Origin of the sequence: Pseudoalteromonas sp. S408, from assembly GCF_005886645.1 — a bacterium.
Classification (GTDB): Bacteria; Pseudomonadota; Gammaproteobacteria; order Enterobacterales; family Alteromonadaceae; genus Pseudoalteromonas.
Genome location: NZ_PNDY01000004.1, coordinates 335,810 through 360,031, shown reverse-complemented (window position 1 = coordinate 360,031; position 24,222 = coordinate 335,810). Strand labels below are relative to the sequence as shown.

23 protein-coding genes, 1 tRNA gene and 1 other RNA gene are annotated in these 24,222 nt (G+C 40.7%); 4 read left to right on the top strand and 21 right to left on the bottom strand.

Annotated elements, in window-relative coordinates:
- Positions 1 to 81: 81 nt before the first annotated feature.
- Positions 82 to 2,298: an EAL domain-containing protein gene (locus CWB62_RS05595; protein ID WP_138529799.1), complete on the bottom strand. Its 2,217-nt coding sequence runs from the start codon at positions 2,296 to 2,298 to the stop codon at positions 82 to 84.
- 213 nt (positions 2,299 to 2,511) lie between these two features.
- A tRNA-Arg gene (locus CWB62_RS05590) sits at positions 2,512 to 2,586 on the bottom strand.
- A gap of 247 nt (positions 2,587 to 2,833) precedes the next feature.
- Between CWB62_RS05590 and CWB62_RS05585 the strand changes: the two genes are divergently transcribed.
- Positions 2,834 to 3,016 carry a hypothetical protein gene (locus CWB62_RS05585; RefSeq protein ID WP_006793710.1) on the top strand — a complete coding sequence of 61 codons (183 nt, stop codon included), beginning with the start codon at positions 2,834 to 2,836 and terminating at the stop codon, positions 3,014 to 3,016.
- Here the strand turns inward: CWB62_RS05585 and CWB62_RS05580 are convergent.
- From CWB62_RS05580 to CWB62_RS05570, 3 genes are read right to left on the bottom strand one after another with little or no spacing between them, the layout of a single operon-like run.
- Positions 3,013 to 3,819, bottom strand: coding sequence for a phosphotransferase (locus tag CWB62_RS05580; RefSeq protein WP_138529801.1), 807 nt, complete (start codon positions 3,817 to 3,819; stop codon positions 3,013 to 3,015). The genes CWB62_RS05585 and CWB62_RS05580 overlap by 4 nt on opposite strands.
- 3 nt (positions 3,820 to 3,822) lie before the next feature.
- Positions 3,823 to 4,446: a nicotinamide riboside transporter PnuC gene (gene pnuC, locus CWB62_RS05575; RefSeq protein ID WP_008131932.1), complete on the bottom strand. Its 624-nt coding sequence runs from the start codon at positions 4,444 to 4,446 to the stop codon at positions 3,823 to 3,825.
- 34 nt (positions 4,447 to 4,480) lie between these two features.
- Positions 4,481 to 4,732: a YkoF family thiamine/hydroxymethylpyrimidine-binding protein gene (locus tag CWB62_RS05570; RefSeq protein ID WP_006793713.1), complete on the bottom strand. Its 252-nt coding sequence runs from the start codon at positions 4,730 to 4,732 to the stop codon at positions 4,481 to 4,483.
- A 108-nt stretch (positions 4,733 to 4,840) separates the two neighbouring features.
- Between CWB62_RS05570 and CWB62_RS05565 the strand changes: the two genes are divergently transcribed.
- Positions 4,841 to 5,080 (top strand): DUF2960 domain-containing protein, encoded by a 240-nt coding sequence (locus tag CWB62_RS05565; RefSeq protein WP_006793714.1) that lies wholly within the window; start codon positions 4,841 to 4,843, stop codon positions 5,078 to 5,080.
- A 14-nt stretch (positions 5,081 to 5,094) separates the two neighbouring features.
- Here CWB62_RS05565 and alr read toward each other — a convergent pair whose 3' ends face one another.
- The 9 genes from alr to rpsF form a co-directional block, all read right to left on the bottom strand.
- Positions 5,095 to 6,174 (bottom strand): alanine racemase, encoded by a 1,080-nt coding sequence (gene alr / locus CWB62_RS05560; RefSeq protein ID WP_058405119.1) that lies wholly within the window; start codon positions 6,172 to 6,174, stop codon positions 5,095 to 5,097.
- Positions 6,174 to 7,553, bottom strand: a complete 1,380-nt coding sequence (gene dnaB / locus CWB62_RS05555; protein ID WP_006793716.1) for a replicative DNA helicase — start codon at positions 7,551 to 7,553, stop codon at positions 6,174 to 6,176. Before dnaB ends, alr begins: the two co-directional genes overlap by 1 nt.
- 110 nt (positions 7,554 to 7,663) lie before the next feature.
- Positions 7,664 to 8,599, bottom strand: a complete 936-nt coding sequence (locus tag CWB62_RS05550; protein WP_138529803.1) for a DUF4097 family beta strand repeat-containing protein — start codon at positions 8,597 to 8,599, stop codon at positions 7,664 to 7,666.
- Positions 8,600 to 8,608: 9 nt separating this feature from the next.
- Positions 8,609 to 9,094 carry a hypothetical protein gene (locus tag CWB62_RS05545; RefSeq protein WP_138529805.1) on the bottom strand — a complete coding sequence of 162 codons (486 nt, stop codon included), beginning with the start codon at positions 9,092 to 9,094 and terminating at the stop codon, positions 8,609 to 8,611.
- On the bottom strand, positions 9,081 to 9,629 hold the full coding sequence (locus CWB62_RS05540) for an RNA polymerase sigma factor (protein ID WP_138529807.1): 549 nt from the start codon (positions 9,627 to 9,629) through the stop codon (positions 9,081 to 9,083). Before CWB62_RS05540 ends, CWB62_RS05545 begins: the two co-directional genes overlap by 14 nt.
- Positions 9,630 to 9,860: 231 nt before the next feature.
- A complete protein-coding gene (rplI, locus tag CWB62_RS05535) occupies positions 9,861 to 10,313 on the bottom strand; it encodes a 50S ribosomal protein L9 (RefSeq protein ID WP_006793720.1) in 453 nt (150 codons plus the stop codon).
- 35 nt (positions 10,314 to 10,348) lie between these two features.
- Positions 10,349 to 10,576: a 30S ribosomal protein S18 gene (rpsR, locus tag CWB62_RS05530; RefSeq protein WP_006793721.1), complete on the bottom strand. Its 228-nt coding sequence runs from the start codon at positions 10,574 to 10,576 to the stop codon at positions 10,349 to 10,351.
- Positions 10,577 to 10,588: 12 nt separating this feature from the next.
- Positions 10,589 to 10,906, bottom strand: coding sequence for a primosomal replication protein N (gene priB / locus CWB62_RS05525; protein WP_006793722.1), 318 nt, complete (start codon positions 10,904 to 10,906; stop codon positions 10,589 to 10,591).
- Between the two features lie 44 nt (positions 10,907 to 10,950).
- Positions 10,951 to 11,292 carry a 30S ribosomal protein S6 gene (gene rpsF / locus CWB62_RS05520; RefSeq protein WP_006793724.1) on the bottom strand — a complete coding sequence of 114 codons (342 nt, stop codon included), beginning with the start codon at positions 11,290 to 11,292 and terminating at the stop codon, positions 10,951 to 10,953.
- Between the two features lie 367 nt (positions 11,293 to 11,659).
- On the opposite strand from rpsF, the gene CWB62_RS05515 reads away from it, so the two are divergent.
- Entirely contained in the window at positions 11,660 to 12,859 is a 1,200-nt protein-coding gene (locus CWB62_RS05515; RefSeq protein WP_138529809.1) for an alpha/beta hydrolase-fold protein, read from the top strand.
- Positions 12,860 to 13,148: 289 nt separating this feature from the next.
- Here the strand turns inward: CWB62_RS05515 and CWB62_RS05510 are convergent, their stop codons facing one another.
- The 4 genes from CWB62_RS05510 to CWB62_RS05495 are packed head-to-tail and all read right to left on the bottom strand — an operon-like array spanning position 13,149 to position 17,434.
- Entirely contained in the window at positions 13,149 to 14,315 is a 1,167-nt protein-coding gene (locus CWB62_RS05510; protein WP_138529811.1) for an FAD-dependent monooxygenase, read from the bottom strand.
- On the bottom strand, positions 14,312 to 15,499 hold the full coding sequence (gene ubiH / locus CWB62_RS05505; protein WP_138529812.1) for a 2-octaprenyl-6-methoxyphenyl hydroxylase: 1,188 nt from the start codon (positions 15,497 to 15,499) through the stop codon (positions 14,312 to 14,314). The genes CWB62_RS05510 and ubiH overlap by 4 nt, the downstream gene beginning before the upstream one ends.
- A gap of 14 nt (positions 15,500 to 15,513) precedes the next feature.
- A complete protein-coding gene (pepP, locus tag CWB62_RS05500) occupies positions 15,514 to 16,836 on the bottom strand; it encodes a Xaa-Pro aminopeptidase (RefSeq protein WP_138529814.1) in 1,323 nt (440 codons plus the stop codon).
- 34 nt (positions 16,837 to 16,870) lie between these two features.
- A complete protein-coding gene (locus tag CWB62_RS05495; protein WP_058405129.1) occupies positions 16,871 to 17,434 on the bottom strand; it encodes a UPF0149 family protein in 564 nt (187 codons plus the stop codon).
- A gap of 193 nt (positions 17,435 to 17,627) precedes the next feature.
- Between CWB62_RS05495 and ssrS the strand changes: the two genes are divergently transcribed.
- Positions 17,628 to 17,810: non-coding RNA, 6S RNA (gene ssrS / locus CWB62_RS05490), on the top strand.
- A gap of 155 nt (positions 17,811 to 17,965) precedes the next feature.
- On the opposite strand, the gene CWB62_RS05485 is transcribed toward ssrS, so the two are convergent.
- From CWB62_RS05485 to CWB62_RS05475, 3 genes are read right to left on the bottom strand one after another with little or no spacing between them, the layout of a single operon-like run.
- Positions 17,966 to 21,049, bottom strand: coding sequence for an efflux RND transporter permease subunit (locus tag CWB62_RS05485; protein ID WP_138529816.1), 3,084 nt, complete (start codon positions 21,047 to 21,049; stop codon positions 17,966 to 17,968).
- Positions 21,046 to 22,341, bottom strand: a complete 1,296-nt coding sequence (locus CWB62_RS05480) for an efflux RND transporter periplasmic adaptor subunit (RefSeq protein ID WP_058405131.1) — start codon at positions 22,339 to 22,341, stop codon at positions 21,046 to 21,048. Before CWB62_RS05480 ends, CWB62_RS05485 begins: the two co-directional genes overlap by 4 nt.
- Positions 22,331 to 23,746, bottom strand: a complete 1,416-nt coding sequence (locus CWB62_RS05475; RefSeq protein ID WP_058405132.1) for an efflux transporter outer membrane subunit — start codon at positions 23,744 to 23,746, stop codon at positions 22,331 to 22,333. The genes CWB62_RS05480 and CWB62_RS05475 overlap by 11 nt, the downstream gene beginning before the upstream one ends.
- Between the last annotated feature and the right edge of the window lie 476 nt (positions 23,747 to 24,222).

Below are 24,222 nucleotides of genomic sequence, written 5' to 3'. Positions count from 1 at the left end.
AAAAACACATTTAAATAAATATATAACACAATAAGATAAGTGGTTATGATCAAGCCGCTCGAAGTTAAATGTGTTTATAACTTAGAAGAGTTTCTCAATTGGCTGCGGTTTATGCACTGCATAACCCTGTGCGTAATCTACACCCATTTCTAATAGGATTTGCTTAATTTGTGAAGTTTCGACAAACTCTGCAATGGTTTTCATACCCATAACGTGGCCAATTTCGTTTATTGATTTTACCATTGCATGATCAATCGGATCGACCGCTATATCTTTAACAAAAATCCCATCTATTTTAAGGTAGTCAACCTTGAGATTTTTCAGGTACCCAAATGATGATAATCCACTACCAAAATCATCTAGTGCAAAGCGGCACCCTAGCACTTTTAATTGGGTAATAAACTTACTAGCAAGTTCAAGGTTCGAAATTGCGGCTGTTTCGGTTATCTCAAAACAAATTTTTACACTGTGCTCCCCCAATAGCTTGAGCTGCTCTGTAACGAATTTTAAAAAGTCCTCATTAGTAAGTGACTGCCCAGAAAGGTTAATAGAGAAGAAATTAACCCCTTTGAGAAATTCGGCGTTATTTAGAATCATTCTAAACGCGTTTTTTATCATCCAACTATCTACTTTTACAATCAATTGGTAACGCTCTGCAGGAGGTAAAAAAGCGCCGGGTGGAATTATACTTCCTTGCTTATCGACCATGCGCAATAGCAATTCATAATGTTTATTTTTATCGCAAGCGAGTGGCTCAATTAATTGTGCGTATATTTTAAAGCGGTTTTCATCTATGGCATCTTGAACTCTATTTACCCACTGCATTTCGCCTTGGCGCACTGCTAGCTCTTCATCATCATCGTAGTGAACATGAATTCTATTTCGTCCCTTCTCCTTTGCTATATAACAAGCAACATCGGCTAACTTTAGCACCTCTGTAAAATCCACATATTTATCGGTAACTTGAATCAACCCCATACTTACACCAATACGAAAGCTGCGTCCCTCCCAAACAAATCGATAATCCTCTATTTCCTTTTGAATTAAGCTAGTTACACGATGGGCGTTATCAAATGAGCAATTTTCCATTAACACGGCAAACTCATCCCCTCCCAAGCGAGCTACCACATCTGTTTTTCTTACTACTTTTTGCAATAAAGAACCGAGCTGACGCAGTAACTCATCGCCAGCTAGATGACCACAGGTGTCGTTAACCACTTTAAATTGATCAAGGTCCATGTAACATAAAGCATGATCAACTCGTTTTTCAGCCGGCACTGATAATAAAAGTTCAACGCGACGCTTAAACTCTCTTCTATTTGCTAAACCCGTGAGTGAATCATGAGATGATTGGTAACTGAGTTTCTCTTCTGATTTTTTCCTTGCCGTTATATCTACATGGGTGCCCACTAAACGAGTAATTTCACCTTCCTCACTTTCAACAACAAAAGCACGAGATAAAATATTTACATAGCTACCGTTTTTATGGCGCATTCTAAACTCAGCTTCATAGTGCTTAGTTTTAGATTCCATAAATGAATGGATTTTAGCAACTGTTGGAGCGAGATCGTCAGGGTGAACAAGCATTTCCCATGTAGCAAAACTATTTGCAAGCTCGTCTTCTTTATACCCCAACATCGATTTCCATCGCGGTGAGTAATACATTTTTTCGTTAGCTATATCCCAATCCCAAAGCCCATCATTAGCGCCCTTCATGGCTAAACTTAACCGCTCTGTGTTTGCTGAGGCTTTTTGTTTTTCGCGTATGAGCTCTTTTTTTTGCTGCTCTAGAGAAAGGGTTAATTCAGTAATGACATTGGATAGATCTCGTATTTGGTCATTTTCATGCTCAAGTTCAGTAATATCATAAAAAATATTTAAAATAATACTGGCTCCCCCATTTTGTAAGGGGACAGCACTGCCAAGTACTGTACGTTCAAAACCGCTTTTGCACTGTATAGTTAGCTGCATTGGCTCAAAACGGGTATTCATTTTTTCTGAATCGATTCGTTTTGTTTGCCACGAGCGGAGCACACACTCACGATAATGATTGTTGGGAAGTACTTTTACCCACCATGCATCTAATGTGGAGGTTTCGCTTGCCCCATAACCATACAAATTAACGAACGTATCATTGGCATGAATTATAGTGCTTTTAACATCACTCAATACAAATGGAACCGGAGAGGAGTTAAATATAGTTAAAAATAAATCATTACAACACGCATTTTTTTCTAACTCAGATATTTTGGCATATGCCTTTTCTAGGTCAAATTTAAGCTGCTCAATACTATCCATTTACTGTATTTCCCAAAAATACGAATGTATTAATACACCTTTGCCTGTTGATGTATTTGAATAGCACAAACACAACGCACCAATGGCATAATTAGATATTTATCATAATCAAAACAATAGGCACTAAAGTCTATTTAAGCAAGATAGCTTATACTTAGAGAGGGAATATAAAAATGCAGGTAAGGTATTGAGCAAGGTTAAATAAAAATCAAATGGCGCTCTCGGTAGGGATCGAACCTACAACTCAGCCTCCGGAGGGCCACGTGATATCCATTTCACCACGAGAGCACATTTGCTGCCGCCACATCAACTCGCGATATCAATGTATTAGCATGCGCCAATAATAAAGCCATCTTTACACAAATGCTAGCGACATTAGTTTATATGATTATTAATTAGGCACTTTTAAAGAAAACATGTGACTATTTTATAAAAACGCGTTATTTATTAATATTCGATAAAAATAGTTACGCTTTAGCAACATTTTAACTATCATTGTCACAGAAATAAAAATATTTAATGAGAGGAAGTAATAATGAGTTTGATGTCTACTGAGCAAGTTGCTGAGTTTTTAGGTGTAAAAGAAGAACGCGTAAAACGTCTTGCACGTGAAAGTTTATTAATCGCTAAGTCAGAGGATGAAAACGGCGAACCGCAGTTTGATGCAGATGAAGTAGCAAAATATAAAGAATTAGCAGCGCGTTTTGGTGGCCTTTAAAAGCCACATGCTGCACTAAATTTTAGCAGCTGCGCGCGTAATTTTTTTGCTGGAGCTCTTATGTCGCGCTGCTCATACCAACCAATACTTAAAACCAAAAATAAAAGCTTATAACAATTAAGCTTATCCGTTGATTTCACAAACCCTACTTGTTCATCTTTATATTTAACGTAACTATCTAATAGCGCGTTATCAACCTGCGCATTGAGCTCAAAACTAATACTTAGTGCGGCCAAATCAAAATACACGTCGTTTGTTTTCGCGTACTCAAAATCAATTAAGTATGCGCCTGACTCATTCACTATTATATTGTCTTTAATTAAATCATTATGGCAAAAGCCAAGCTCAATAGGCATAGCTGCAATAAAGTTAACCGCTGCATTAATTTTTTGCTGATACTCAATATACACAGATGACCATTTATAGCCGTTTAGCTCTTGGGCTATATCCATAGGCTCAGTGACAATCGAGTAAGCATGAACAGCAGCAAGCTTTTTAATAACATCATCGATTAATAAGTCAGTTGCGGTGCTACCGTCAAAGTAATGAAATACAGCAAGCTGGTTTTGTTTATCAAGCCATACGGGGGAAGGACATATATTCGACGCACTCAGAATACGCTGCGCCTCTAAGGCATTTTCTGGCCAATGGTCTTTGTAACACTTTAATAAATACTTCCCTTGAATGGTATTTATTAAGACGTTTTCGTTGCTTAAACCTTGTGATAAATGCACATGTGAAATAACGTCACTTGGCGCTACAAACGCACGAAATTTGTTTATAAGCCCAGTGTAATCACTCATAAATTAAAGCTGTGCGAGCGGCTTAGCTTGGCTTTGCTCGTATTCTTCGTACCAAGTTTTAAAGCCCCACCCTGCCATAATGGTGTAAAATACAAAAAGCGCTAACGTTGGGTAATAGCCTTTTTCGTAATATAAATACATAGAGGCTGCGTCTATGACTATCCAGTACAGCCAGTTTTCAAGAATTTTTTTCGCAACTAAATAAGTGGTCACAACAGCAAAACAGGTTGTAAAGCTATCTAAGTAGGCAAAATCAGCATGCGTATAGTTAGTCATAAAATACCCTATGCCTGTCGCCGCAATAGAGGTAAGTATAATTAACAGCGCATGACGTTCCATTGACCAAGAACTAATACTCAGATTGTTATTATTAGCTTTACCTTTTCGCCATACTACCCAGCCAAATACCGCCATATACATGTAATAAAAGTTAAGTAACGACTCCATTAGCAATGCGCCATTCCAATACATGATAGTGTAAATTAGTGTACTAAAAAACGCAGCCGGCCAGCACCAAAGGCTCTCTTTTATAGCTAACAATAAATAAGCAATTGATAGCACAACCGCAATATATTCCCAATGCGACATGGCAGTAAAACCGCTTAAGGTTTTTGTTATAAATTCCATAGTGTGCTGTTACCGTTAAATTGTGGCGAAAAAACTACTGAGGCGATAAATCGCCAGACAAAAACTTACACACAAAAATAGCTTTTCCAAACTCTTCGTATGAACGTTTAATTTCGGTATTGAGTACTTGCATTACTAAATCATAATCGCCAAAAATTTGTGTCGATAGTGTATTTGTAATCACTTTTAAACCATCGTACTCGTTTAATCGATCAATAAAGCCTTTAATAAAAGGAATGTAATCTTGATGAAGTGGGTACTTACTAATCTCTACTGATAATTTCATTATTAACCCTATGGTTTAAGTGCCTAGTTATATCGTGTCATTCAATGCTAGAGCCGCTACTAAATACAGTGTAAAATCGCTGTAATACTCAATTACAATGAGCTTAATATGGCACGCAGAATAACCTACAAATTTAAAAACCAACCGCGCGAAATAAATTTCGCTAAAGACAAATACCACGACATGTATCAAGCAATTGCTGCTGCCGAAGGCATTGATTTAACTAATTATTTAAGCATGGTACAACAAATAGAAATGACCTCTAAAGGGTCGGCTTCTGTTCGTAACTTTCGTGATCAAGAATTTGCCCGCATGGGCTTTAGTGATATTTACTTTATTAAAGAGTAATTACCACTGTTTAATTACGCCTGATACTCATAACTTACGCGCGGTGTAATATTACATAAAAGCTCGTAAGGAATGGTATCGGCGCACTGTGCTATTTCTTCTACTGGTAACTCAGGGCCCCACATTGTGACTCTGTCGCCTACTTTAATGTTGTGCTCGTTTTGGCCTATGTCTACGCTAATCATATCCATTGCCACACTGCCCACAATACCGTAGCGCTGCTTACCAATAACAACCGGTGTGCCCTCTTTTGCGTGACGCGGATAACCGTCACCATACCCCATAGCAACCACGGCTAACTGAGTCGCTTTATCGCTTTTCCAGCGCCCACCATATCCCACGGCCTCGTTAGCTGGAACATGGCGCACGGCTATAACACGTGTCGTTAATCGCATAACGGGTTTAAGCTGATGCTGCTCACCCAATGCGTTAGCCATAGGTGATACACCATAAAGCATTAAACCAGGGCGTACCCAATCACCATGGCCATTCGGCCACGCAATAATGCCTGCCGAATTTGATAAACAATGTGCTTGGTTAATATTATTTACTAGGCAGTCAAACTGTGAAATTTGCTGTGCTGTTTTAGTGTTATTCACATCGTCCGCGCAGGCAAAGTGAGTCATTAAATTAACGGTATTATTGGCATTAGGCGTATTTTGCAAGCGCATATAAAATTCATCGAACTGCGCAGGGGCAATACCCAGGCGGTGCATGCCTGTATTTACTTTAAGCCAGCACAATAACGGCGCTTCAAGCTCGGCCTCTTCCAAAGCAGCAAGCTGATACTCATCATGAATAATAGTTTGAAAGTTATTGGCCAATAAAATAGGTAAATCGTCTTTATTAAAAAAGCCTTCAAGTAACACAATTGGTTTTGTTAACCCGCCGGCTCGAAGCGCTAAAGCTTCATCTATACGGGCTACTGCAAATGCGTCTGCATCATTTAAATGTTGAGCAATTTTAACCAAACCATGGCCGTAAGCATTGGCTTTTAATACCGCCATAACTTTACTGTTTGGTGCAAAACGCTTTACCTGCGCTAAATTATGCGCAAGTGCCGTTAAATTAATTTCAGCCGTGGCTAAACGCATTAATATTCGTCATCCATCGCAGGACCTGCGTAATTATCAAAACGAGAAAACTGTCCTTGGAACGTCAGGCGCACTTTACCAATTGGGCCGTTACGTTGTTTACCTATAATGATTTCGGCGATGCCTTTTTCAGTGCTGTCTTCGTTGTACACTTCATCACGGTATATAAACATGATTAAATCGGCATCTTGCTCTATTGAACCTGATTCACGTAAATCAGAGTTAATTGGGCGTTTATCAGCACGTTGCTCAAGCGTACGGTTTAGCTGCGAAAGCGCAACAACCGGACATTTAAGCTCTTTTGCAAGTGACTTAAGAGAGCGCGAAATTTCTGCAATTTCAAGTGTTCTATTATCCGATAAGCTCGGTACACGCATTAATTGTAAGTAATCGACCATGATCATGCTAATACCGCCATGATCGCGCGCAATACGACGTGCACGAGAACGTACATCAGTAGGTGTTAGGCCTGATGCATCATCTACGTACATTTTGCCTTTTTCCATCAATAAACCCATGGTTGATGAAAGTCGCGCCCAATCGTCATCATCTAGCTGGCCGGTACGTACCTTAGTTTGGTTAATACGACCAAGTGATGCAAGCATCCTCATCATAATTTGTTCTGAAGGCATCTCTAATGAGTAAATAAGCACGGGCTTGTCTTGAGTCATAGCTGCGTGCTCTGCAAGGTTCATCGCAAAGGTGGTTTTACCCATAGAAGGACGCGCGGCTACAATAATTAAATCAGACGGCTGTAAACCTGTGGTCATTTTATCAAGGTCAGCATAGCCAGTACTCACGCCGGTTACACCATCTTGCGGAGATTGGTATAGCTCTTCTATTTTATCAACGGTTTTTTCGAGTATGTTGTGTATGCTTTGCGGGCCTTCGGTGCTTTTTGAGCGCTGCTCTGCGATTTTAAATACCTTACTCTCGGCAAAATCTAATAAGTCGTGGCTGGTTCGCCCTTCGGTATTAAAACCGGCCTCGGCTATTTCGTTTGCAACACCAATCATTTCACGAACAACGGCACGTTCGCGTACTATGTTTGCGTATGCATCGATATTGGCAGCACTCGGTGTGTTTTTGGCTATTTCGGCTAAGTAAGCAAAGCCACCAATACCAGCAAGTTTATTATTTTTTTCAAGGCTTTCAGAAATCGTGATTAAATCGATTGGATCACCCAACTCTGCAAGCTCTGTCATTGCTTCAAAAATGAGCTTGTGCGTGCGAGTATAAAAGTCTTGAGATACAACAAGTTCGGCTACGCGGTCATATGCTTGGTTATCAAGCATTAAGCCACCTAAAACAGATTGTTCAGCTTCTATTGAATGGGGAGGAACTTTAAGGGTATCGACTTGCTTATCTGGTTTGGCCATAACTTCACAGTACTAAAATTGAATGGCTCTATTCTATCGACTTGCCGGGGTTGTGCAAATAGCAAAGCAGGAAATCTTTTCCTGCTTTTTGTAACTCAAAAGTTTACGATTTACTTTTTAAGCTCAATACGACCACTTATGGTATCCATTTCAATGTCGGCATTGCCGCCATTAATAATAAACTCAAGCTCGCTAGCTGGGCCATATTTGGCTTTTTTTACTTTATCGCTGCTAAGTTTATTAATAATTTTACCATTAGCATGGGCTTCAATCTCAAATTTAGCCGATACATTAGCAGGAAAGAAAAATTCAGCATCGCCGCTTACGGACTCAAAACGTACATCGGCACTGTCTAACAATTCACTAATACGAACCTCAGCTTCGCCATTAACAGTATTAATGCGTAAGTTTTTGATACTATCTAAGTTAAAGTTTATGTCACCGTTCACATTTTCAAGTCGAACATCGTTCGCGCTTGATGTTGACTTAATATCACCATTCACAGCGCTAAAACGTAACTCACCACTTGACTGTTCATCATTAATTTCGCCGTTTACCGTTTCAAATTGAATATTACCGCTCAGGCTTTGTGCATTCACATCACCGTTAACGCTAGTTAGCTTAATATTACCGGCTAAATCTTGCGCGGTAATTTCACCGTTAACCACATTAACTTCTGCACCATTTTTAAGTGCTTTAGCTATCACCGATACATTAACACCACGAAAGTCTAATGCGCTGCTGTGCGGCATATAAATAGTTAACTTAGAGCCGTCGCCATTGCTGCCCCAGCCCATTTTACGTGGCATTTTTACAACAAAATATGTATTGTCGCCTCTTGTTTCGAGCTCATAGCCTTGCGCCTTATCATCAAGCTCGCCCACTACTTTAAACTCGCTTTTATCCCACCCAGCAATACTTACATCACCGCGCTGATTTTCAATAAAAACGGTACCACCTTTTGAAACCTCTATTTGTTTATCAATTTTTTCACCTGCAAATACAGCAAGTGGAAATAAGCTTAATCCTAGTAAAATTGCTTTCATGTTAATCTCCTAAATACTTTGCCAACGAGGTGCATGCACCTTATTAATCAAATCAAGTTGTTGTTGATAAATCTGCGCTAACATTGTTAGCAATGCTTGGTTTTCGGGTTCGTTTTTAAGTGCTTGCTTAATGGCGTACTCAGCTTCTTCAAGCTCTTGTAATTGTGTTTGCCAATTATCGGTCAAGGCATCTTGATTTTTATATTGCACCAGCAAGCTTTGCTTTTGCTGTGCAAAATAGTCACTTATAGCCACAACCGTCTGTGGTTTAGGGTTTATTACAAACATATTGAGTGCCACTAGTGCGGCAACGGTACAGGCCGCAATTGCGCTCAACTTTGGCCATAAAGTAGTAGCTGATTGCTTAGGTTCATGAGTATTTACAATGGCTCTTTCTATGCCTGCCCACAAATCTTTTTGTGGGGCTATTTCTTTATCAAGCGTGTTTAATGATTTATCTAAAAAGTCGTCAAAGTTTGGTTTATTCATTTTCATACCACTCTTGTAATAACTGCCTTGCTCGATGATATTGCGATTTGCTTGACCCAACGGCAATACCCAACTGCTCTGCTATTTCTTCATGCCGATAGCCTTCCACTGCAAACAACACAAACACCATGCGTGCGCGCTCAGGCAACCTAACAATTAACTTATCTAAGCCGTTTAAGCCTTTACAGTCTTTAGCCGATTGCTCATCCATGCCATCTTGTTCAATGCTAACGACTTTTTGCACCCAATTTTTTTGTTTACGTAAATAGTTAATCGCAATATTACTCGCCACACTGTGTAACCAAGTAGAAAACTGCGAACGACCATCAAACATCGCGATTTTGTGCCACACCTGAACAAACACTTCTTGCGCGGCATCTTCAGCGTGCGACTGGTCCGCTAATAAGCGTAAACATAAACCGTAAACGCGTTTAATATGCAACTGATAAAGCAGTGTGTATGCACTTTGATCACCCGACTTTACGCGCTCAATCAATGCATTTTCGCACTCAGCGGGCTGCTCGGGTTTAACGTGTAACATCCGTGATATCACCTTTTAATTATTATGGTATAGGTACCATTTCAAGTGTATTGATAAGTTAGACGCAATAACAGCGGTAAAAGGTTTGAATGAAATGAAAATAAATTTAAATAGTTTTAAATTCTAAATAAGAAGAGTTGTAGGAGGCTTTATTACATTAATAATTAAAACACTGAATTTTAGGCACAAAAAAGCCGTGCCAAAGCACGGCTTTTGTCGCTTAATTTAAAATTAAGCTTCAGCGATTACGATTACTTTGATAGTAGCCGTTACGTCTGTGTGAACAGAAATTGATACGTCAAATTCACCAGTCTCACGGATAGTACCTAGAGGCAAACGAACTTCTGACTTAGCAACTTCAACACCAACAGCTGAGATAGCGTCAGCGATGTCACGAGTACCGATTGAACCGAATAACTTACCTTCGTCACCAGCTTTAGATACTAAAGTAACTTCTGCTAATGCTTCTAGTTTTTCAGCGCGTGCTTGTGCAGCAACTAACTGTTCAGCGATTTTCGCTTCAAGTTCTGCGCGACGAGCGTCAAACGTTTCAATGTTAGCTTTAGTCGCAGGAACTGCCTTACCTTGAGGGAAAAGGAAGTTACGTGCGAAACCAGATTTAACTACAACCTGTTCACCTAGGCTACCTAGGTTAGCGATCTTATCTAGTAGAATAACTTGCATGTTTCTACACCTTTTAAAAACTGTTAATCCGCTGCTTACTTATGTAAGTCAGTGTATGGAAGAAGGGCTAAGTAGCGAGCACGCTTAATAGCAGTTGCTAGCTGGCGCTGAAATTTAGCGCTAGTACCTGTAATACGGCTAGGTACGATTTTGCCACTTTCTGTAACATAGTTTCTAAGAGTAGCTAGATCTTTGTAATCGATTTGTTGTACGCCTTCCGCTTTAAAGCGGCAGAACTTACGACGTCTGAAATAACGTGCCATGAGATTAATTCCTCAAATAATTCTTTCTATATGCTGAGCATGCAAAACCAATTGGCTAAGGCCGTTACGACCTTCGTGGCGATTTAAAAAACCACTCACTTGCAATGCCTGCCCAACGTGCAAATGTTGAGTCTGTTGTTGCATTTGCTTTCCACTGGCAACAACCTGAAGCTTTACATAACTATTACGGTTAAGGTCTGCTTCGGTTTGCATCGATTTATGTTCTAAAACAAAAATGCAATGCGGGATGCCAGCAGGGCTTTGGCTTAACTTGGGTGTTTTACAAACTACCCCAGATAAAACCAGCTGATTCATAAAAGGGCTAACCATTTATATTTACCGCCAGTTAAACGCCATGCTTGGACTCAAAACAATTAAGCAGCTGGTGCTTCTTTCTTCTCTTCTCTTGCAAGAGGAGACGCTTCAGTTACTGCAGATTTAGTGCGGATAACTAAGTTACGAAGCACTGCATCGTTGTAGCGGAAAGTAGTTTCTAGCTCGCTGATTACTTCAGTAGGTGCTTCAACGTTCATAAGAACATAATGAGCTTTATGAAGCTTGTTAATTGGGTAAGCCAATTGACGACGGCCCCAATCTTCAAGACGGTGGATTGAACCACCCGCTTCAGTGATAGAACCAGTATAACGTTCGATCATACCAGCAACTTGCTCACTCTGATCTGGGTGAACCATGAATACGATTTCGTAATGACGCATGGATATTCCTTACGGTTAATAGAGCCTTCTACCGTTTCGGCCGGTCGGTTTAAGGCAAGGAATTAATAGTTTAAAAGCCGAAATGAGCGCGCATTTTACGCTTAGTAGGATAATTAAGCAAGCAGGTTTTTTAAGCTTTAATAGATAAGTGTTAAAGCCACTAACATGGCATTACTATCCGCCCTTTTTATATCAACTGCTGCAATAAAGCTAAGTGTTTTGGGGTTTGTTAGTAGACGCCGAGCTTACTCGCATGAAAACGCAGCTTTAATAACTTAAACTTTACGCTTTCATCTAAAACATAAACATTTACTCAAATCTAAAGCCGTGCAATTATTAAGCAACACATTATTAAATAAGGATATTTATGAAACTCTTATTATCGCTTGCCTTGATACTTACTTTTAGCACCTCTTTTTTTAGCTATTCAAACACCGCTACAACCGATATAACCGTTGGTAAAAAAGTTGTTCTACAATCAAAAATACTTAACGAAGATAGACCAATCAGAATTTTTATACCTGACACTGTAAAAGACGACCAACCGCTTTATGTTATTTATTTACTTGATGGTGTTGAGCACTTTCATACGGCGTCTGGCGTTATAAAATCCCTTGTTGATTACGAGCAAATACCTAATGCCATGCTTGTTGCTATTGATACAACTAACCGCGTTCGTGATTACTTACCTAAAGTAGAAGGTGAGCCTAAAACTGAGTTTCAAACCTTTGTTAAAAATAAATGGCCAGAGGCTGGACAAACCGACAACTTTTTAAAGTTTGTGTCTGACGAACTCATGCCCTACATAAACAGTAATTACTCAACTAACGGCTACAGCACTTTAATTGGTCACTCTAATGCAGGTACATTAGCGCTTTATACTTTAGTTAATCAGCCTGAATTATTTAACAACTACATCGCTATAAGCCCAAACAGTTGGTGGAGTGATGAAGAGTTAAAAAATAACATTATCAAATACACTAAACACCCTAAAGGTGCCCAAGCGTTATTTATTAGTGTAGCGAGTGAAGGCGCGCGTTTTTATACAGGCGCATTAAATACGTTAGTCAATTTAGAACAACAAATGCCCACACAGCTTAAATGGGAATATAAGCATTACCCTACTTTTAGTCATATGGGCACTATACTTCCAGCCCTTAGCGATAGCCTCATCCACTTATTTAGCGACCTGATATTTAAAGTAACTGACGAGCACGGAAAATTCGCTGATGTATCGCTTATTACAGGTTACTACCAAGCACTGAGTGATAAGTACGGATTTGAGCTTAAAATTCCACAAGATGTGTACGTAGAGTTTGCCCATAGCCAGCAAAAATTTGGCAACACAAAAAAAGCGATAACTACGCTTCAACACTTTACTCGCGATTACCCTAATGCCGCTTACTCCCACATGCGGTTATCGCAAGGTTACACGGCTGACAAACAATTTAAAGAAGCCGTTACTAGCATGAAACATGCACTAAAGCTTGCTAAACAAAACTCGCGTGACCCACTGTTAGTGGATGCACTGCAAGATATGGTGAATGAAGCACAAAAGAATTTGTAACTGATTTAACGCAAAGCGCTTTTTAACTAACGATAGTAATTACGAGCGACGCTCGTCGCGTCAGCAAGCTAAACGCCTTCAGTTAGAACCAAACTCGGTATTAAGATTTATTGTAGACGCCGAGCTTGCTCGCGTGAAAAGCGCAGCTTTTAATTTATTTAAAGCCGCTTAAAAATAAAAACCCGATGTTTAAACTAAACATCGGGTTTTTATTGAAAGCTGACAGCTAAAAACTGACTGCTAAACTTTATCTGTTGGGTTGGGTTTCGCTTCGTTCTTCACAACCTACTTATTTACCAATCGCTTCTTTGGCGAATAAGTGTTTTATTGGGCCTAGGTTATCAACGAGTGACAGGCCGACTCCACGTATTAGTTTTTTAACTGGGTTTGCGCCTTCAAATAACTCTTTTAGCCCTTGCATCATGGCTATGTGTTTTTGTGCATCTAGCTTGCGGGTGCGCTCGTAATCACGAAGGGTTCGGGTGCTTGCAAACTCTTTAGTTTCGTTGCTTAACAGCTCAATTAAATAAGCGGCGTCTTTTAGGCCTAGGTTCATACCCAGCCCTGCCAGTGGGTGAATGGTATGTGCTGCATCACCCATTAATACCACGTTGCCATTAACCCATTGTTGGGCGTAACGCATTTTAAGTGGGAACGCAACGCGCTTACTTTGCACTTCACATAAACCGCATTGGCCATCTATGGCGGCCATTACCGCTTTATTAAAGGCGGTGTCGTCCATTGCTAGCAATTCATCACAGTGGTTAGGGCTGGTAGACCACACAATTGAATGGGTGTTGGCATCGCTTAAGGGTAAAAAAGCCAGTGGCCCTGTGGGTAAAAACACTTGGCGGGCAGTATTTGCATGTGGCTCTTTGGTTTTGACCGTAGCAACTAGCGCGTGGTGATCGTAATCTTTAAAGCTCAATGCCATATTAAATTGTTTGCGAATAGCTGAATTTGCGCCATCAGCCGCCACCAGCAACTTAGCAATAATAGGCTCGCCGCTTTTAAGGGTTATAAATACGTCTGATTCACTCTGGTGTATTTGCTGATATTCGGTATCAAACATTAGCGTTGCACTACTTTGCTGCTCAAGCGCTTTTATAAGTGCAAAGCGAATAATGTCGTTTTCAACTATATGGCCTAAATGATCGAGCTCAAGTTGTTCGTTATTAAAGGTTATTTTACCAAAGCTGTCGGCATCACGAACATCCATACGCGTATAGGCACACGCTCGCTCTGCTACTATATGTGGCCATACGTTTAGCTGCTCTAATAATGTTTGGCTTGCAATACTCAATGCGCTTACGCGTAAACCGTATTCATTATTTGGAGGGGCTTGTGTTGATGCCGCATCGAGCACCACTACACTAATATTAGCCTTAGCTAAGCCTAAAGCTAACGTTAGCCCTACGCAACCACCACCAACAATACAAACCTGTGTTTGCTTCATAAACGTGAACCTTGTTTAACTTGCCCCATTAGCTGTTTTGCTAATGGGGCTTTTAATGCGGGAAATAAATCCATCGAAAACAATCCAATACTACGACCTAGCGCTAATACTCGAGATGAATTTGAAAATAACCTCACTAATGCATCAGTTAAGGTCATCACCGTATTTATATCTTGGCGGCGCAACTGTTCGTACTCGCGTGTAAACGCATAGCTCCCTAACTCATTAGGGCTATTGGCAATTAAGTCACTCAGTACTTGTACATCACGCAGGCCTAAATTAAAGCCTTGCCCCGCAATAGGATGAATAGCATGGGCGGCATTACCAATAACCACCGTTCTATGAGCTATTAGCGATTCGGCTTGCCCATAAACCAGCGGGTAGCTTGCGCGCATGCCCACTTTTACAAATTGCCCTGCGCGGTAACCAAAGGCTGATTGTAATGCACTTAAGAACTCGATTTCATTTAAAGCCATATACGAATCGGTTTGGCTTTTTTCCATACACCATACTAATGAATAACGGTTGTTACTCATTGGTAATAGTGCCATTGGGCCATGCTGGGTAAAGCGCTCAAATGCATGGTTATTATGCCCTGCAGCTACTTCTATATTGGCGATAATAGCGCCTTGCTCATAAGGCTGGGTATTAAAATTAAGGCCCATTAGTTGGCGTGTGGGAGATTGCGCGCCATCGGCTACAATAATTAGCTTAGCGTTAAGTTGTTTGCCACTTTGCAAAGTCAGTGCGTTGCTATGCAGCGTTTGCTTTATATCGGTTACGCTATCGGGGCAAAATAAACTCATGTTTGATTGCACTAATCGCTGATAAAGCGCGCGCCCAAACGGATTAACCTCAACTACATAACCTAAAGAGGGTTTTGCAAATTCATCACACTGTATATGGGTTTTACCAAAATGCCCCTTATCAGACACGCTGACTTTTTTTATGGCCGCTGCATAGGGAGCATTTATTTCAAATAAATTGAGGCTTTGTAAATACTCTACCGATTGCTGGGCAAGTGCGATGCTTCTGTCATCAAAGCTTGGGTGATAATCGGTGGTTACCTGATTTGCTTCAATCACTGCAATATTTAAGCTGGGATTTTTTTTACTTATACTCAGAGCACAACTCGCGCCGACTAACCCACCACCAATTACTACAACATCAAACTGCTTAGCCACTTTACTCTCCAAGCTTATGCGTTTTTAGCGCTTTGCATTAGCGCTTCTATTTCACTAATTGTTTTAGGCACGCTAATGGTTAAGTTGTCGAAGCCCGACTCGGTAACGAGTAAGTTATCTTCAATACGAATACCAATACCTTTGTATTTTTGTGGCGCATTTGAGTCTTCGCTAATGTAAAGCCCAGGCTCTATAGTTAAAACCATCCCGGGTTCAAATTCTCGCTCAACATTATTTATTTTATAGTCGCCTACGTCGTGCACATCTAACCCCAGCCAATGCCCAAGGCCATGCATGTAATAGTCTTTACATGCCTGCTGCGCCATTAGTTCATCAAAGTCGCCGGTTAAAATACCTAAATCAAGCAAACCTTGGGTTAATACTTCCATTGCTAATTTATTGGCATGCGACATAAACCCGCCGGGTTTAATTTCTTCAAAAGCCACTTCTTGTGCTTTAAGTACAATGTTATAAAGCGCGGCTTGCTGTTCGTTAAACTTGCCATTTACGGGAAAAGTACGCGTAATATCGGCGGCATAGCCTTGCAGCTCACAACCTGAGTCAATTAATACTAGGTCGCCATTTTTAAGCACATCGCTATTTTGCGTGTAGTGCAAAATATTAGCGTTATCACCGCTTCCTACTATTGTGCCGTAAGCTGGATGGGGCGCACCGTTCATTGCGTAATGATGATGAAGCTCTGCTTCTAATTGAAATTCAGTTGCCCCTGCATGTGAAAAGCGCATAGCACGCATGTGTCCACGGGCGCTAATCTCACAAGCTTCTCGCATTATCTCTATTTCGCCCGGCGATTTAAACAAACGCATTTCATGAATAAGGCCGCGTATTTCTTTTAACGTACTGGGTGCTTTAAGGCCTTTTCGAGCACCACTTCGAAGTGTGCCTAATAACGAAAACACTTTACTATCAAATGAAGCATAAACTCCTTGTGCAAAATAAATCGCATTTTTAGCATTTAGCAGTTCAAGCAGCTGCTCTTCTAAATCACTTAATGGGTAGGCTTCGTCAAATAAGTAGTCGCTTTTAGCTTTATCAAAACCAACACGGCGGCCATGCCAAATTTCAGCTGATTTGTCTTTATCAAGGCAAAAAAGGGTACTGGGTGTATCGCTGTTATTACAAAGCACGAGTACAGCATCGGGCTCGTTAAAACCGGTTAAATAAAAAAAGTCGCTGTCTTGTCTGAAAGCATATTCAGTATCACGGCTTCGCGTTACTTCACTAGCAGCCGGGATCAGCGCAATGCTGTTATCATCCATTTGTGCAAGTAGGCGCTCTCTGCGTGCTTTAAACTCTGACTTTTGTATTTCAACCATTATTAGCTAACCCGTAGTACTTTTTTAATTAAGTTTAGTGAAGCGTTTTTTTATCATTTTGGCTGCTTTGCTCTTTACCCAGCTCAGCAAAACAAAGTAGTGCCGATACACGTACATATTCAATCACTTCGTGCAGTGCGTTAGCATCTTCTTCAGTTTCTTCGAAAGTCGTATCTAGGCGTGTTATTTCGCTAAAGTCGCTAATAACTTCTTTCACGTCGGCCGACAGCTTACCGTAGTCTTTTTGCTTTAAACCAAAGCCAAGCATAAATCCCGATACCCATGATACGAGGCCATTAGCCTGATCGATGAGTGTTTCGTCATCACTTGGTAAAAATAAATCAAACTGAAATTCTTCATCATTAAAGCTTGCAACAACTTGCTTATAAATAGTGCCAAAAAACGTTTTTAAACCGTTACCGAACGATTCACCATCGTTAAATACATCGCTTAAAAGGCCTAGGTACTCTTTGTCATCAATGCTTAGACCGCATGCTAATAAACCACTAATAACGCCATGCGCTTCGGCAGGAGAGACAAATATTTCGTTTTTTTCTAAAAGTAGTTGGGCTTTTTCGTAATCTGGTAAATCGTTCATAATCAAGTCTTCGCTTTGCTAGTTAAAGCAATGCTACCACTCGATAAAAAGCAACTCCAATTAATTGTATGATCAAGCTCAAAAACCACGCAATAAAGTAAACAGTGAGTTAAAGATGCAGAAAAACTAAGCGAACAACTTAATTTTTTACGTTTTGGGTTTAAGGATTGGACTATGTCTTATATACTTAATTCGTTCCCTGGGATACTGGAGCTGGGTTAAGTCCCTGAGCCGATAAATTTTATACCAGGGTTTCTGTTCGTCTACTATTGTGCAAGCTTGGCATGTACCGAGAAGCCTACGGTAAACCGCAGATTCCCGCCCTGAAACCTTCTGGTTTCAGGACTGAAACCGAGTACCGTATCTTGGGGAACATCATTATCTAACTGCGTTCTCTCACGAACATCCAAACTTCTTCATCTATCTACGCTTATCCATCTGACTAAAAAAACTCTCAATTTTGTACAGCTAAAAACAAAAAAGCTGCAGGCAATTGAATACCTACAGCTTTTGTATTAACCCGTTTTAATATTATTTAAACCAGCCCTGAAAACGTTCCATCAACATGTAATTGACTGGGACTAGCAATAAAGTAATAAAGGTCGCAAAAATAATCCCAAACCCTAAACTTACCGCCATAGGTATTAAAAACTGCGCCTGAGTTGCCTTTTCAAACAGCAATGGCATTAAACCAATAAAAGTGGTTAAACTGGTGAGCATAACTGGGCGAAAGCGCGATGCGCCAGCGAGTTTAACGGCCTCTATTAAATCGCCACCTTCGCTGCGTTTTTTATTGATGAAATCGACCAATACAAGCGAATCATTCACTACCACGCCTATTAACGCAAGCATACCTAGTAAGCTCATAATGGTTAAATCCATACCCATTATCCAATGCCCGACTACAGCGCCAATCATGCCAAATGGAATAACGCTCATAACAATAATTGGTTGCAGGTATGACTTAAACGGAATGGCTAATAGTGCATAAATAATGAAAAATACAAACACTAACGCCCAAGCCAATGACCCAAACGACTCTCTTTGCTCTTTGGCTTCACCTTCGAGTTTATAGTCAACACCCGGGTATTGTTGCATTAGTTCGTCTAGGTATTGTGCTAGGTCGGCTTGAAGCACCGTCATGTTGGTGTTATTTTTTTCTATATCAGCTGTCACATTTAGTGTGCGGTAACGATCAATGCGGTTTATAGTTGACGGGCTTTGCCCTGCCGTAAGTGTTGCCACGTGCGACAATGGCACAGAGCCGCCATCGGGGGTGTTAATTAGTATATTTTGTAAATCAGCTATCGAGCGGCGCTCATCGATAGGCAAGCGCACCATTACACGCACGTCGTCTCGTCCACGCTGAATTCGCTGAACCTGCGAGCCAAAAAACGAATTACGTACTTGTCCTGCTACATTTACACGGTTTAAACCAAGCGCTAAACCTTGTTGTGTAAGCTCTATACGCAACTCTTCTTTACCATCAGACATACTATCGGCAATATCAAACACCGTTGGGTACGTTGCTAAACGGTTTTTAATGTTATCAGCAACATCTTGTAATATTGTTAGTGAAGTACCACTTAGTTGAACGTCTATTGGGTCTGAGCTTCGGCCAATTTCAGCTCTAAATGTTAGGCTTTCTGCTCCAGGAATCACACCAATTAAATCGCGCCATTCACTAGCAAGCTCCCGCGAACCTATATCTGACTCACGCTTTTCTGCAGGTGTAATCTCAAAGCGTACCGCGCCAGAGTTTGACACACCGCCACGTCCGCCAGTAGTCGCTAGTATATTTAAAATAACGCTTTCGCCTGTATCAGGGTCGCGATATTTGTCTTGTAATTGCTGCGCCTTTTCAGACATATCAATTACGTATTTATTAGTTACTTCAAACGGTGTACCTGTTGGCAGTGTTAGATTGACTCGTACAGTTTCGCTAGGAATACGTGGGAAAAAGATAAACTTAGTCCAACCACTGGTGATCATGGTTAAAATAATAAAAAACACACCAACAAATAAACTGACCGTTGCTAATTTATGGCGCAAAGCAGTGTTTAATATAGGTTGGTAATATTTTAAAATTGCACTTTCAAAGCCATCTGCAAAGCGTTGTTGAATCGCTTCAAGCTTTGATGGTTCACCTTTTTGGTGGCGTAGTTTTATGTATTTTAAATGTGCTGGTAACACAAATTTAGATTCAATTAGCGAAAACAGTAACACCGGAATAACCACTACCGGAATTTGTGCAAATAAAGCGCCCCGCGCCCCTTCAATAAATGCTAAAGGTAAAAAGGCAGCAACGGTAGTCAGTACACCAAAGGTAACCGGAGTAGCAACTTCTTGAGTACCCAATATAGCAGCCTGCTCACCCGATTCTGCGGTTTTTAAATGGGTATACACGTTTTCGCCGGTTACTATGGCGTCATCAACCACAATACCAAGTACTAAAATAAAGCCGAATAGGCTCATTATATTTAACGTTACACCAAAAATTGGCATCGCAATAAATGCACCCATAAACGATACAGGAATACCAATAAACACCCAAAATGCAATTGCTGGGCGTAAAAATAGCGTGAGCAGTGCCAGTACTAAAATACCACCTTGTAAAGCATTACTGGTCAAAGTAGCGATACGGCTTTTAACTAGCTCTGAGTCGTCATCCCAATAACTTAGTTTAAAACCCTGTGGTAGCGTGGCTTGCTGCTCTTCAATATAATTTTTAACATCGTCTGCCACGGTTATCGCGCTTTGCGGGCCAATTCGGTAAACGTCTATAAACGCCGCTTGCTTACCATTAAAACGGGTGCGTACTGGCGTTTCTTCAAAATCGTCTTTAATTGTAGCAATATCACCTAAACGGATAATCGTTCCGTCGGCTTGGTTTTTGACTACTATGCTAGCAAATTCGTCTTTACGATAAGCCTGCCCTTTTGAGCTAATTAGTACATCGCCGCCTTCTGTTTTTAAGTTACCAGCAGAAATATCAGAACTTGAATTAGCAATAGCACTCGATATTTGCGCAAGGCTTAGGTTGTACTGGCGAAGTGTGTCTTGGCTAACTTCAATGGCTAACTCGTAGTCTCGTACACCACTTAACTCTACCTGCGTTACGTTAGGTAAGCGAAGTATTTGATCTCGTACTTTTTCGGCATATTCACGCGTTTCTTTTTCGCCGTAATCGCTTGATACGGTAACGGCTATTACTTCTCTTTTACGCTCAGCTAGCGCAACAATTGGTTTTTCTGCATCGCCAGGAAACGTATTAATTGCATCTACTCGGCTTTTAATATCAGCTAATAACTCACGTGGGTCATAACCACTTTCAACCTCAATAGTTACAGAGCCTGCTCCCTCTGACGAGCGGCTAAATATTTGTTTAATACCCTCTAAGTCTTGCACCGCTTCTTCTATACGAATAGTCACGCCCTGCTCTACATCTTCAGGGGTTGCACCACGCAGGCTAACACCTACGCTTATCATATCGGTTTCAAAGGACGGAAATACTTCCAGTGGTATTTTACTGGATAGGCTAAATAGTCCCGACAACAACAAAGTTACTAACAATAAGTTGGCAGCAACATGGTTTTTGGTAAACCAAGCAATCATGCTTTATCTCCTTGCTTGGCCGCGCGACGTTTTTTTATTAGCTCTTCAACACTTATACCAAGCTCTTTTGCTTTTTGCTCTAGCTGCTCACGAGTCGGACGCTTACTTTTAGATACTTTTTCTTTTGGCTGCGCACCTAAAATACTCACTTTAGTGCCTGAACTTACTTGCCCTAGCGGCGTAACAACTAATTTATCGTTCGCTTTTAAACCGGTTTTGATCATTGCTTGGTTGGCGTTTTGCCATGCAAAAGTTACGTCTTTACGCTTTAATACATCACCTTCAACTACGTAAACATAGGTGCCTTGATAAATTGTACTGTTAGGAATGATCAACGCATTTTGCACCGTTTTACCCGCTATTTGCGCTTTTATGTATTGCCCTATTTTAATGGGATACTGATTACTAGCGGTCGATTTATATGGGTCGTCTATTTTTGCCACCACGTATAGTTGCTGCGCGTTTTCGTCAATTGCGCCCTCGGTGCGTGCCAGTTGACCTTGCCATGTTTGCTCACCCACTAAATCAGAACTAAATTTAACTAACGAACCCGCTTGGTTTTTAGCACCATCACGGTATTGCTCTGGCAGGTTAACAAACGAAAGGTCTTTATTTTTTATTGGTAAGCGAATTTCAACACTATCAATAGCGTAAATAGTGGCAAGTTGGGTATTGTTACTCACTACTTGACCTAAATCGACACTGCGACTCAGTATACGCCCAGCATAAGGTGCAGTAACCTTTGTACGCTCTAAATCAAGCTCTGCTTTTTCAAGGGTAGCCTGAGCCGATAGCACTTGTGCTTGCGCCGCTGCTAATTGCGGCTCACGCAATACCAAGCTGCTGGCTTGGCTTGAACCACCAAGACGCTTCCAATCAGTCAGTGCTTGTTGCCCGCGGGCCTTTTCTTCTAATAAGCTTTGCTCTGCTGTGAGCAAGTTAGCTTGCGCAGATTTAACCTCTGCCTGATGATCTCTATCATCTAGCTTTAATAACACGTCGCCTTTTTCAAAAAAGCCACCTTCTCTAAACTCATCACTCACTTCAGTTATTTGCCCAGATGCTTGAGCAACAAGTAAGCTTTGAGTTCTTGGTTTTACCGTACCATAGCTGTCTATCATTACTTGATAGCTTTGAGGCACAAGCTCAAGTACAGACACACTAATTGCTGCTTTTGGTGCTGAGCCAAAACGTCTCGCCTCTGGCGGATTACTCTTTATAAAAAATACAATTAAAAGAGCGGCAACAACAACCGCGGCTGGAATAATAATTTTAGCTGTTTTAGTTTTCATCGTTATTGCTCTTTAAGTCGCCTGACGGTTTTTCAAAATCACCACCAAGGGCAACATGTAGGTTGATTCTATTTGCGATTAATTGATTTTTAATTTGTATTAATGAACTTTGCGCATCAAATGAGCGACCTTGTGCATCAAGTACCGTGGTATAAGTTACTAAGCCACTTTGATATTGCTCAAACGATAACTGCTCGGCAGCAAGTGCATTTTTTTGTGCTTCAAGGGTGCTGGTGTACTGCGCTTTTAAAGACTGCTGCTGCGATATTGCATTTTCTACATCAGCAAATGCATCGTACAAGGTTTGTAAATATTGCTGTTCTTGCTTTTGTGTATTCAGGCGCGCAATTTCTTCATTGGCTTGTAAACGACCGCCCTCAAAAATAGGTGCCGAGATACTTCCGAGTAAAGACCATGCAAGGCTTGAAGGGGAAAACAAATCACTCACTCTGTCGGTACTATCACTTAAGCTTGCCGCTAAGTTTAAGCTCGGAAAGCGCTGCTTATGTGCATAAGCCAGTGACGCATCAGTAGCTAATAACTCGTACCAACTAGCAAGTAATGCGGGCTTTCGAGTGATGAGTTCTGAAGGAATTCCAACTGGGATTTCGGTCTCAATAACCGGTAAGTCAGTACTTGCTGCAATGGCCCCTTTTGGGTACTCACCTAATAAGCGCTCAAGCACTCTTGCTGCACTTGATAGACTCGCTGTTTGAGTGGCAATGCGTGAGCGCTCGTTATTAAGCTCATTGCGGGCTAAATAAACATCAAGTGCCTCGTTAATACCTTGGCGATAACCCGACTCAATTATATCGAGGTTTTGCTTAGCATTTTCTTCACGGCGCTTATATAAATCGAGTAACTGCTGCGCAGACACAACATCAAACCAGCCTTTTACAACATCTGAAACGAGTTGTTGTTTTGCTTGTTCAAAACGCGATTTTTGCGCTAAATAAGAAAGGTTAGCCTCACGCTTTGAATCCGACAGCTTGCCCCACAAGTCAACCTCGTAATTTAAGTTTAAGCTTACCGAGCTAGCATTGTTATAACTAACAGGCCGGTTATTTTTACTACGGCTAGTACGCGTAGATAAATCCAAACTTGGCCATAGCGCTGCCCCTGTTGCTATAAGTTGCTGCTTAGTAATTGCAACATCGTAGCTATTTTGTAAAAGTTGTTGGTTGTTTTTAAGCGCCTGTTCAACATATTTTGTCAGTAGCGGAGTGTTTAGTTGCATTAACCATTCATCTTCCACTTTCAAAACTGAACTTGCTGCTTGTTGTGACCACTGCTGCGGAAGAGCGTTCGGCGCTTGTTCGCGCTGCGAAGGATTTAAGTTACTCGCACAGCCACTGAGCAGCATCACACTAAGTGCCAATAAAGTTGGCTTGCATTGCCAAATCATAATTTAACCTGAATTACTGCTATTTATGAATGTAATTCAAGCACCTTGACTAATTTTGCTCAACTTACTTTACATAACATTACATAGCTAGCGGTGAGTAAACGAATAATTAAGTTATACGGCAAAAATGATTAAATGATCAGCAACAGTGCAAATAAACACACTAATCAAAAACTCCAATATTTAGCTTACAAACAAACAGCCCATAAAAGTTATTAAAAATTTTATAGGCGTTTTAAAGTTGCAAAAATACAAACAACAAAACGTAATAGGCAAATTTTTAATTTAAAGATAAGTGATCAACACTACAGAATAAGTAGGTTACTTAAGCAGACTGCTGATTGCAGTACATTGAAATTACTGTTGAATGAATGGTGCCGACTAACCGAGTAGAACTGGGTAACTTATACAGACTACTGATTAAAGTACATTGAAATTACTGTTGAATGAATGGTGCCGACTAACCGAGTCGAACT